Origin of the sequence: Mycobacterium sp. (genome assembly GCF_035506235.1) — a bacterium.
Classification (GTDB): Bacteria; Actinomycetota; Actinomycetes; order Mycobacteriales; family Mycobacteriaceae; genus Mycobacterium.
Genome location: NZ_DATJPU010000065.1, coordinates 1 through 9,983, shown reverse-complemented (window position 1 = coordinate 9,983; position 9,983 = coordinate 1). Strand labels below are relative to the sequence as shown.

11 protein-coding genes are annotated in these 9,983 nt (G+C 68.1%); 6 read left to right on the top strand and 5 right to left on the bottom strand.

Going from position 1 to position 9,983, the window contains the following annotated elements:
- Positions 1 to 553, top strand: a 553-nt coding sequence (locus VMD50_RS06340; protein ID WP_475446826.1) for a DinB/UmuC family translesion DNA polymerase, incomplete at its 5' end; no start/stop codon positions are given.
- On the opposite strand, the gene VMD50_RS06335 is transcribed toward VMD50_RS06340, so the two are convergent.
- Positions 518 to 1,480 (bottom strand): asparaginase, encoded by a 963-nt coding sequence (locus VMD50_RS06335; RefSeq protein ID WP_325425947.1) that lies wholly within the window; start codon positions 1,478 to 1,480, stop codon positions 518 to 520. The genes VMD50_RS06340 and VMD50_RS06335 overlap by 36 nt on opposite strands.
- A 43-nt stretch (positions 1,481 to 1,523) precedes the next feature.
- Between VMD50_RS06335 and lspA the strand changes: the two genes are divergently transcribed.
- Complete coding sequence (gene lspA, locus VMD50_RS06330; RefSeq protein WP_414686011.1) at positions 1,524 to 2,114, top strand: signal peptidase II; 591 nt, start codon at positions 1,524 to 1,526, stop codon at positions 2,112 to 2,114.
- Positions 2,111 to 3,037 (top strand): RluA family pseudouridine synthase, encoded by a 927-nt coding sequence (locus VMD50_RS06325; protein WP_325425945.1) that lies wholly within the window; start codon positions 2,111 to 2,113, stop codon positions 3,035 to 3,037. The genes lspA and VMD50_RS06325 overlap by 4 nt, the downstream gene beginning before the upstream one ends.
- A gap of 30 nt (positions 3,038 to 3,067) precedes the next feature.
- On the opposite strand, the gene VMD50_RS06320 is transcribed toward VMD50_RS06325, so the two are convergent.
- Positions 3,068 to 3,472 carry a group I truncated hemoglobin gene (locus VMD50_RS06320; RefSeq protein WP_325425943.1) on the bottom strand — a complete coding sequence of 135 codons (405 nt, stop codon included), beginning with the start codon at positions 3,470 to 3,472 and terminating at the stop codon, positions 3,068 to 3,070.
- Positions 3,473 to 3,695: 223 nt separating this feature from the next.
- Here VMD50_RS06320 and VMD50_RS06315 point away from each other — a divergent pair, with 223 nt between their 5' ends.
- The 3 genes from VMD50_RS06315 to VMD50_RS06305 all read left to right on the top strand — a co-directional run bounded on the left by VMD50_RS06315 (position 3,696) and on the right by VMD50_RS06305 (position 6,145).
- Entirely contained in the window at positions 3,696 to 4,715 is a 1,020-nt protein-coding gene (locus VMD50_RS06315) for an SDR family NAD(P)-dependent oxidoreductase (RefSeq protein WP_325425941.1), read from the top strand.
- Between the two features lie 4 nt (positions 4,716 to 4,719).
- A complete protein-coding gene (locus tag VMD50_RS06310; protein WP_325425939.1) occupies positions 4,720 to 5,523 on the top strand; it encodes an SDR family NAD(P)-dependent oxidoreductase in 804 nt (267 codons plus the stop codon).
- Between the two features lie 190 nt (positions 5,524 to 5,713).
- The gene (locus VMD50_RS06305) at positions 5,714 to 6,145 is read left to right on the top strand and encodes a type II toxin-antitoxin system Rv0910 family toxin (RefSeq protein ID WP_325425937.1); all 432 of its coding nucleotides are present in this window, start codon (positions 5,714 to 5,716) and stop codon (positions 6,143 to 6,145) included.
- Here VMD50_RS06305 and VMD50_RS06300 read toward each other — a convergent pair.
- The 3 genes from VMD50_RS06300 to VMD50_RS06290 all read right to left on the bottom strand — a co-directional run.
- Complete coding sequence (locus VMD50_RS06300) at positions 6,093 to 9,029, bottom strand: MMPL/RND family transporter (protein WP_325425935.1); 2,937 nt, start codon at positions 9,027 to 9,029, stop codon at positions 6,093 to 6,095. The genes VMD50_RS06305 and VMD50_RS06300 overlap by 53 nt on opposite strands.
- A complete protein-coding gene (locus VMD50_RS06295) occupies positions 9,026 to 9,457 on the bottom strand; it encodes an MmpS family transport accessory protein (protein WP_325425949.1) in 432 nt (143 codons plus the stop codon). Before VMD50_RS06295 ends, VMD50_RS06300 begins: the two co-directional genes overlap by 4 nt.
- 141 nt (positions 9,458 to 9,598) lie before the next feature.
- On the bottom strand, positions 9,599 to 9,983 hold a 385-nt coding region (locus VMD50_RS06290; RefSeq protein WP_325425933.1), incomplete at its 5' end, for a TetR-like C-terminal domain-containing protein.

Genomic DNA, 9,983 nt, shown 5'->3' with positions numbered 1-9,983 from the left:
GCTGAAGAAGTCCGACATGGCCACGCTGACCCGCTCGGCGACGTTGCCCTACGCGACGACCGAGGCCGGTGCGCTCATCGCCGTGGCCCGGCGGCTGCTGCTCGACCCACGCGAAATCGGGCCGATTCGCCTTCTCGGCGTTGGCTTTTCGGGGCTCAGCGACGTGCGCCAGCAGTCGTTGTTCCCGGACCTGGAGCTGGCGGGGGAGATGTCCGACGAGCAGCCCGCGGAAACCGTAGTGACCGCGACCGAGGCGATGTTCTCCCCGGCCCCAGACGAGGCGCACAACCGGCCCATGCCCTGGCGGATCGGCGACGACGTCGCACACGGGGAACTCGGCCACGGCTGGGTGCAGGGCGCCGGCCACGGCGTTGTGACAGTGCGGTTCGAGACCCGCAGCTCCGGCCCGGGCCAGGCGCGCACGTTTCCCGCGGACACGAGCGACCTCCGCCCCGCCAACCCCGTCGACTCCCTGGACTGGCCCGACTACGTCGGCGCGCTGCAGGCCGGCGCGGCGCTAGCCCCAGCGGTCGACGACGCCAGCGACGGGTAGCCCCGCGGCCAGCGCCGCCATTACCAGCACCCGGGCCTGCGGCGGGCGCAGCCGCGGCACCATCACCGCGCCGGCGGCCGCCATGTCGTGGCCGGGGCCGTAGCTCGCACCGACCCGGCCGCCGGGGACGCGGGTGGACACCGCGATGACCACCCCGGCGCCGCAGTGCCGGCGCACCCCCTCGACGACCGCGGCCCCGGCGTTGCCCGACCCCAGCGCCTCCAGCACGACGGCTCGTGCGCCGGCGGCCACACAGGCGTCCAGCGCCACCGAGTCACTGCCGAGGTAAGCCGCGACGATGTCGACCCGCGGCGCGCCGGCGGCGCCCAGGTCGCCGAGGTAGGGCCGCGTCTTGGCGCCGGTCAGCGCCACCTGGCCGCGCACCGTGCCGACCAGCTCGCCGGCGAAGCCGCTCAGGTCATCGGTGGCCACCTTCTGCATGCCCAGCGGCTGCAGCACCCGGCCGGCGAAGCACACCAGGACCCCCAGCCCGCGGGCGGCGGGGCTGGCCGCGACCGCCAGCGCGTCGCGCAGGTTGCCCGGACCGTCGGCGTCGGGGGCGTCGGCGCCGCGCATGGCACCGGTGAGGACGACCGGGACGTCGCCCGCATGGGTGAGGTCGAGCCACAGCGCGCTCTCTTCCATGGTGTCGGTGCCGTGGGTGATGACCACCCCGTCGGCGCCGCCGTCGATCGCGGCGCGTACGGCGCCGCGGATCCGGTCCCAATCGGCCGCCGTCAGCTCCGAGCTGTCGAGCGCCAGCAGGTCGACGACACTGACGTCGAACGTCCGCCTGAAGGGTTCGGTGAGGTCCGCGCCGCTATAGGCCGGTCGTGACACCCCGTCGGCGTCTTTGCCGGTCGATATCGTGCCTCCGGTGGCGATGACGGTGAGGCGGGCCTTGGAGGAAGCCTTCGGGGAAGCCATGGTGGCATCATCGCGCACGTTCGGGTTAGGGGATGATGGTGACGTGTCCGACGAACCAACGGGACCGGCCCGGGAGCTGGCCGAGCCCGAACCCGCGCCCACCAAGCCGCCGAGGCGGCTGCGACTGCTGCTGTCGGTCGCGGCGGTGGTGTTGACGTTGGACATCGTGACGAAGGTGCTGGCCGTCAAACTGCTGCCACCGGGCCAGCCGGTGTCGATCATCGGCGACACCGTGACCTGGACGTTGGTGCGCAACTCGGGCGCGGCGTTCTCCATGGCCACCGGGTACACCTGGGTGCTGACGCTGATCGCCACGGGTGTGGTGGTCGGCATTTTCTGGATGGGGCGACGCCTGGTGTCGCCGTGGTGGGCGGTCGGGCTCGGGATGATCCTCGGCGGCGCCATGGGCAACCTCGTCGATCGCTTCTTCCGGGCGCCCGGGCCGCTGCGCGGCCACGTCGTGGACTTCTTTTCGGTCGGCTGGTGGCCGGTGTTCAACGTCGCGGACCCGTCGGTGGTCGGCGGGGCGATCCTGCTGGTGGTGCTGTCGATCTTCGGCTACGACTTCGACATCGTGGGCCGGCGCAAAGCCACGCCGGACAGCGGCGGCCGGCGAGAGGCCGACCAGCGTTGAGTGAACGTTCGATGCCCGTCCCGGAGGGACTGGCGGGCATGCGCGTCGACGCCGGGCTGGCGCGCCTGCTGGGGCTGTCGCGCAGCGCCGCGGCGGCGCTGGCCGAAGACGGCGAGGTCGAACTCGACGGGGTGCGCGCGGGCAAGTCCGACCGGCTGACCGGCGGCGCCTGGCTGCATGTGCGCCTGCCCGAGACGCCGGCCCCGCCGGAGAACACGCCCGTCGACATCGAGGGCATGACGATCCTCTACTCCGACGACGACATCGTCGCGGTCGACAAGCCCGCCGCGGTGGCCGCGCACGCGTCGGTGGGCTGGACCGGCCCCACGGTGCTCGGCGGGTTGGCCGCCGCCGGTTACCGGATCACCACCTCCGGCGTGCCCGAGCGGCAGGGCATCGTGCATCGCCTCGACGTCGGCACCTCGGGCGTGATGGTGGTGGCGCTGTCCGAGCGCGCCTACACCGTGCTCAAGCGGGCGTTCAAGCAGCGCACCGTCGACAAGCGCTACCACGCGCTGGTACAGGGACATCCCGATCCGTCCAGCGGGACGATCGACGCCCCGATCGGGCGCCACCGCGGCGGCGAGTGGAAGTTCGCCGTCACCAAAGAAGGCCGGCACAGCCTCACCCACTACGACACCCTGGAGGCCTTCGTCGCCGCGACCCTGCTCGACGTGCACCTGGAAACCGGCCGCACCCACCAGATCCGGGTGCACTTCTCCGCGCTGCATCACCCGTGTTGCGGCGACCTCGTCTACGGAGCGGACCCGGTGCTGGCGAAAAGGCTTGGGCTGGAACGGCAATGGTTGCACGCGCGTTCGCTGTCCTTCGCCCACCCGGCCGACGGCAGGCGGATGGAGATCGTCAGCCCCTATCCGCCCGATCTGCAGCACGCGCTGGACGTGTTGCGCGCCGAGGGCTGATCACCCCGGGCATGGTGGCGGTCGGCGGACTCAGACCTTGGTGGTCTCGGTCGATGCGATCTCGGGGGCCAGCGGCGCGATGGCGCCGAGTATGCCGGTGACCGTCTCGGAGGGGACGCCGGCGGCGGCGAGCGCGTCGGCCAGGTGCCCGGCCACCAGGTCGAAGTGGTGCATCGTGATGCCGCGACCCTGGTGCACCTGCTTCATCGGCGCGCCGGTGTAGGGCTCGGGGCCGCCGAGCGCGGCCGCGAAGAACTCGGCCTGCTTCCCCTTGAGGCGGTTCATGTTCGTGCCGGTGAAAAAGCCCGACAGCTGGCCATCGGCGAGCACGCGAACGTAGAAGTCCTCGACGACGACTTCGATGGCCTCGTGCCCGCCGATCCGGTCGTAGATCGTGGTCGGCTCGGGTTGGCGGAAGCGTGCCAGAATTTTCACAAAACCGATTGGAACATCGCGGGGTTGCCCACCAGTAAGTGTGCGATCACACCCGGATTACCCTCTGTAACAAGGGGATTGCCCTTCGATGGCCGGTGCTCGGGCCGCGGTGTGAGCCGCGGGACCGCCGGTCACCCGGCGGCGATCTTGCCTCCGGCGGCCAAGCGATGCCCTAGGTTGGTTCTATGAGCCACGTCACACTGCCCGTCAGGGGCGAATGCCGATGAATCTCCTCGATGACTTGACGAACCTGGTGGAAAAGCCTTTCGCGGCGATGTCCAACATCATCAACACGCCCAACTCGGCCGGGCGTTACCGACCGTTCTATCTGCGGAACCTGCTGGATGTGGTGCAGGGCCGCACGCTCGGCGATGCCGTGCGGGGCCGGACGATCCTCATCACCGGAGGGTCGTCGGGCATCGGGAAGGCCGCCGCCAAAAAGATCGCGGAAGCGGGCGGGGTGGTGGTGCTGGTCGCGCGCACGCGGGAGAACCTCGAAAAGGTGGCCTCTGAAATCGAAGGCGACGGCGGGACCGCCCACGTGTATCCGTGCGACCTGTCCGACATGGACGCCATCGCCGGGATGGCCGACCAGGTGCTCGACGACCTCGGCGGCGTCGACATCCTGATCAACAACGCCGGACGGTCGATCCGGCGCTCGCTGGAGCTGTCCTACGACCGCATCCACGACTACCAGCGGACCATGCAACTGAACTACCTCGGCGCAGTTCAGCTCATCCTCAAGTTCATCCCCGGGATGCGCGAACGCGGCTTCGGGCAGATCATCAACGTTTCCTCGGTCGGCGTCCAGACCCGCGCGCCGCGGTTCGGTGCCTATATCGCCAGCAAGGCCGCCCTCGACAGCCTGTGCGACGCGCTGCAGGCTGAGGTGGTGAACGACGACGTCAAGTTCACCACGGTGCACATGGCGCTGGTGCGCACGCCGATGATCAGCCCGACCACGATGTACGACAAGTTTCCCGCGCTGACGCCGGACCAGGCGGCCGGCGTGATCGCGGATGCGATCGTGCACCGGCCCAGGCGGGCCAGCTCGCCGTTCGGGCAATTCGCCGCGGTCGCCGACGCCGTCAACCCGGCGGTCATGGACCGCGTGCGCAACCGCGCCTTCGCCATGTTCAAAGACTCCGACGCGGCCACGGGCGGCGAATCTTCCAGCGATGCAGGGTCTTTCGACAAACGGAGCGAGACGTTTGTCCGGGCGACCCGCGGGATACATTGGTGACATCATGAGTCTTCCGAAAGCCGACATCCAGACAACCGTCGTCATCACCGGGGCCTCCTCCGGCATCGGCGCCGAACTGGCTCGCGGCCTGGCCCGCCGCGGGTTCCCGCTGCTGCTGGTCGCGCGGCGCCGCGAGCGCCTCGACGAACTCGCCAACGAGGTGGGCCAGGAATACTCGGTGGCGGTCGAGGTGCTGCCGCTGGACCTCAGCGATCCCAAGAGCCGCGCCAAGCTGGCGGACCGGTTACGCACCGAACCGATCGCCGGGCTGTGCAACAGCGCCGGTTTCGGCACCAGCGGGGTTTTCTACGAGTTGCCGCTCGAACGGGAAAGCGAAGAGGTCACCCTCAACGCGCTGGCCCTGATGGAGCTCACTCACGCGGTCCTGCCCGGCATGGTCGAGCGCCGCGCCGGCGCGGTGATGAACATCGCCTCGATCGCCGGTTTCCAGCCCTTGCCCTACATGGCCGTGTATTCGGCCACCAAGGCGTTCGTGCAGACGTTCTCCGAGGCCATCCACGAGGAGTTGCACGGAACGGGGGTGTCGGTCACCGTCCTGTGCCCGGGCCCGGTGCCCACGGAGTGGGCCGAGATCGCCAACGCCGAACGGTTCAGCATCCCGGTGGCGCAGGTTTCGCCGCACGACGTGGCCGAGGCGGCCATCGGCGGGATGCTCGTCGGCAAGCGCAGCGTGGTGCCGGGCATCGTGCCCAAGGTGGTCAGCACCGGCGGCCGGTTCGTGCCGCGCACCCTGCTGCTGCCCGGACTCCGGATCGGCAACCGATTCCGCGGGGGTCCCGGCCGCTGATGGGTTTCCCGTTGCTCCCAGTAGTCACATGAGTCTCTCCGCTGGGAGGGTGGACGATTTGTCCGCCTCATAGCGACAAGCCATGCCGCACAGAAGTTGTCGCTATGAGCTGGACACAACGGCATATCCTCCTGAGCCAGAGGCCAATGGGGCGGGTGTGACGAAGCGCCTCCACAGTTAGGCTCGTGCGATGGCCGCCGTTGACATGACCGCCGACATGCCGATGACCCCGCAGGACATGTGGGACCACGTTTCGGACCTGTCGGATTTGGGCGAATGGCTGGTGATGCACGAGGGGTGGCGCAGCGAGCTGCCCGACGAGATCACCGAGGGCACCGAGATCGTGGGCGTGGCGAGGTCCAAGGGCCTGCGCAACCGGGTGACGTGGACGGTGACCAGGTGGGACCCTCCGCACGAGGTGGCGATGAAAGGATCGGGCAAGGGCGGAGCGAAATATGCCGTCACGCTCACCGTGCGGGCCACCGAAGACGGGTCCACGCTCGGTCTGCGCCTCGAACTGGGCGGGCGTCCGTTGTTCGGCCCGGTGGGTTCGGCCGCGGCCCGAGCGGTCAAAGGCGACGTCGAGAAGTCGCTGAAGCAGTTTGTGCAGCTGTACGGCTAGGCATCACCGCGGTGTCACCGTCCTCCCACAGCAGCAATTGGCGTACCGACGCGCGCGACCCGTAGGGCTGGAGCATTTGGCTGGCGGGCCGCGGTCGTACCCGTTGGGGCCACCAGAACCAGCGCCCGAGAAGCGTTGCGACCGAAGGCGTCATGAAGGACCGCACGATCAGCGTGTCGAACAACAGCCCCAGGCCGATGGTGGTGCCGATCTGGCCCAGCACTTGGAAACCGCTGAACACGAACGCGCACATGGTGACCGCGAAGACCAGGCCGGCGGAGGTTACCACCGAGCCGGTGCCGGCCATCGAGCGGATGATGCCGGTCTTCAGGCCGGCGTGGATCTCCTCTTTGAACCGGGAGATCAACAGCAGGTTGTAGTCGGATCCGACCGCCAAGAGCAGGATCACGGCCAGCGCCAACACAACCCAGTACAGCTGGATGCCGAGCAGGTACTGCCACACCAGCACCGACAGCCCGAAGGAGGCGCCGAGTGAAAGGGCCACCGTGCCCACGATGACGAGCGCGGCGACCAGGCTCCGCGTGATGATCATCATGATCAGCAGGATGAGGGCGAGCGCGGCGAATCCCACGATCATCAGGTCGTACTTGGCGCCGTCCTGGATGTCCTTGTAGGTCGCGGCGGTGCCGCCGATGTAGATCTGGGCGTCGGCCATCGGCGTGCCCTTCAGTGCCTCGTGCGCGGCGGTGACGATCGGGTCGATGTGTGAGATGCCTTGCGGCGTCGCGGGATCGCCCTCATGGGTGACGATCATGCGCGCCGCCTTACCGTCGGGCGAGAGGAACAGCTTCAACCCGCGCTTGAAGTCGGGGTTGTTCAACACCTCGGGGGGCAGGTAGAAGCTGTCGTCGTTCTTCGCGGCGTCGAAGGCCCGGCCCAGCGCCGTCGCGTTGTCGATCGCGGCCTGCGTCTGCGCGTAGATGCCGGCCTGGGTGGCGTGGCTCGCCAACGTCAATTCCCGATTGGTCTCCTGGCTGTCGATCTGGGGCGGGATCAGCGCCACCAGTTTCGGCTGCAGCGCGTCGAGCTTGTCCAGGGTGGCCGTCAGGTTTTCGAATTTCTCGGTGAGCTGGTCGATACCGTCCAGCGCGTCCAGCACCGACCGGATCGCCCAGCAGGCGGGGATGTCGAAACAATGCTTCTCCCAATAGAAATAGCTGCGAATCGGCCGGAAGAAGTCGTCGAAGTTCGCGATCTTGTCGCGCAGGTCCCTGATCGTGTCGACCGTGTCGTGAAAGCTTTGGGTTTCGGCGTGGGTGGCGGCGGCGAGTTGCTGCTGCAGGGCGTACTGCTGTTTGAGGATGTTGATCGTCTTCGCTAATTCGGCGGCCTGCTTGAGCAGGTCGTCGGCCCGATCCCGTTGGTAGGTCAGGTTTTCCTGCTGGGCGGCGCTCTGATTGCTGATCACAAAGGCGAGCGAGCTGTGGTCGAGCGGGGTGCCCAGCGGTCTGGTGATGGTCTGCACCTGCGCGACGCCGTGCACGTGGAACACCGCCTTGGCCACCCGGTCCAGGATCAGCATGTCGGCCGGGTTGCGCATGTCGTGATCCGTTTCGACCATCAGCAATTCGGGCTCCAGCCGGGCGCGCGAGAAGTGCCGCTCGGCGGCGGTGTAACCGACGTTGGCCGGCGCATCGGCGGGCATGTAGGGGCGGGTGTCGTAGCTTGTCTTGTATCCGGGCAGCGCCAGCAGGCCGACGAGGGCCAGGGCGCACGCCGCGGTGAGGATGGGGGCGGGCCAGCGGACGATGGCCGTGCCGATCCGTCGCCAACCACGCGTTCGCATCGCGCGTTTCGGGTCGAAGACGCCCAGCGCGGAGCCCAGCGTGAGCACCGCCGGGCCCAGGGTGAGCGAGGCGAACAGCGCGACGAGGATGCCGAGAGCGGCCGGGACGCCCAGGCTTTGGAAGTAGGGCAGCCGGGTGAAGCTCAGACAGAACACCGCGCCGGCGACGGTCAGGCCCGAACCCAGGACGATGTGGGCCGTCCCGCGAAACATGGTGTAGAAGGCGGTTTCCTTGTCTTCGCCGGCCCCACGCGCTTCCTGGTAGCGGCCGACGATAAAGATGGCGTAGTCCGTGCCGGCGGCGATCACCAGCAACGTGAGGAGGTTCGTCGCGTACGTCGACAACCCGATGACGCCGGCGTTCCCGAGGAAGGCGACAATCCCGCGGGCGGCGGACATTTCGATGAGGACCGTGACGAGCACGAGCAGCATCGTGAAGACGGAACGGTAGACGAACAGCAACATCAACGCGATCACCCCGACGGTGATCGCGGTGACCTTCGCGGTTCCCTTGCTGCCGACGTCGAACTGGTCGGAGATGAGCGGCGCCGCGCCGGTCACGTAGGCCTTGACGCCGGGCGGGGGAGGCGTGTGGTCGACGATGTCGCGCACGGCGCCGACGGACTCGTTCGCCCGCGCCGAGCCCTGATTGCCCGCGAGAAAGACCTGAACGTAGGCGGCCTTGCCGTCGCTGCTCTGCGAACCCGCCGCGGTCAGGGTGTCGCCCCAGAAGTCCTGGACGTGCTCGACGTGCTTCTTGTCGTTTTCGAGCTTGCGGATCATGGCGTCGTAGAAGCGGTGCGCGTCCGCGCCGAGCGGTTTGTCACCTTCCAGGACGACCATCGCCGAGCTGTCCGTGTCGAACTCTTTGAACGCCTGGCCGATGCGCTTGATCGCCTTCAGCGACGGCGCGTCGGGCGAGTTGAGCGCCACGTTGTGGGTTCTTCCGACCTCTTCCAGCTGCGGCACCGCGATGTTCGTGATGGCGGCCAGCGCCACCCAGAACAGCAGGATCGGCAGCGAGAGCCGGCGGATGGTGTGCGGCAGGCGGGGCCGCGTCTGTTGATCGTTGCTCATCCCGACTTATCCAGACAGAAGGTGTAGGCGTCGACTTCGTTCACGGTGCGTTCGTCCTTGACCTCGCCGTTGACGGTGATCCGGCAGCCGAGGGTGTCGCCGGTGCCCTGCGCCACGACGTTGCCGACGACCGCGGGCTCCGTGGTGGTGATCGTGTAGGACCAGGGCAGGGGGGCGTTCTTGACTTGCTGCGGCTGAGCGTTGACGTCCAGGTAGTTGATGGTCGCCACGGCGCCCGGCGCGCCGAAGACCTCGAGAACCACCTGTTTGGGGTTGAACGGGACGATCTCGTTGGACAGGCCGCTGTTGGCCGAGACGTTGGTATGCGAGCCGAAGATCCCGTGCAGGCGATAGATGGCGAATCCCGTGAGCGCGACGACGACCACCGCCACCAGCGGTATCCACCCCCGCCTCACGAGAGACACAATCGAATCCCCCTTCACCCGTTGGCCTTTCGATGCTCGGGCGATAGCATCATGCTGCCGGTGCGAGCGCGATCGCTGGGTATGACCCTACGGTACTGATCAGTACTGCACAAGAGACGGAACCGTGCACTTTCCGATCGCCTATCAACTGGCCTGATATCCGCGGGATCGGGTGAGTCCGGGAATGATGAAGTCGTCCACCAGGGCCTGCACCGTGCGACTGGTGGGCGGCTTGCCGGGGATGATCGAGCGGAAGATCAGGTATCCGGGCAACAGGTCCCACAGTTCGTCGGCGATGGCGGACTCGGGGATCTCGCCCCGGTCGACGGCCTGTCGCAGGATGTGCTGGATCATGGCCTTGCGCTGATCGAGGAATTCGTGCTGCAGGGCGTCCCTGAGGGCGGGGTGGCGCGACACCTCGACCAGCACCGCGCGGATGGTGCCGGCGTTCTGCCGGCCCTGCTGGCAGATTTTCTCCCCGAGCTGCAGCAGATCGCCCCGCAACGTGCCGGTTTCCGGCGGGACCGCG

Excerpts from the sequence above, each read along its gene's own strand:
- VMD50_RS06310 (WP_325425939.1), top strand. The coding sequence starts at position 4,720 with ATGAGTCTTCCGAAAGCCGACATCCAGACAACCGTCGTCATCACCGGG.
- VMD50_RS06335 (WP_325425947.1), bottom strand. The coding sequence starts at position 1,480 with ATGGCTTCCCCGAAGGCTTCCTCCAAGGCCCGCCTCACCGTCATCGCC.
- VMD50_RS06305 (WP_325425937.1), top strand. The coding sequence starts at position 5,714 with ATGGCCGCCGTTGACATGACCGCCGACATGCCGATGACCCCGCAGGAC.
- VMD50_RS06300 (WP_325425935.1), bottom strand. The coding sequence starts at position 9,029 with ATGAGCAACGATCAACAGACGCGGCCCCGCCTGCCGCACACCATCCGC.
- VMD50_RS06315 (WP_325425941.1), top strand. The coding sequence starts at position 3,696 with ATGAATCTCCTCGATGACTTGACGAACCTGGTGGAAAAGCCTTTCGCG.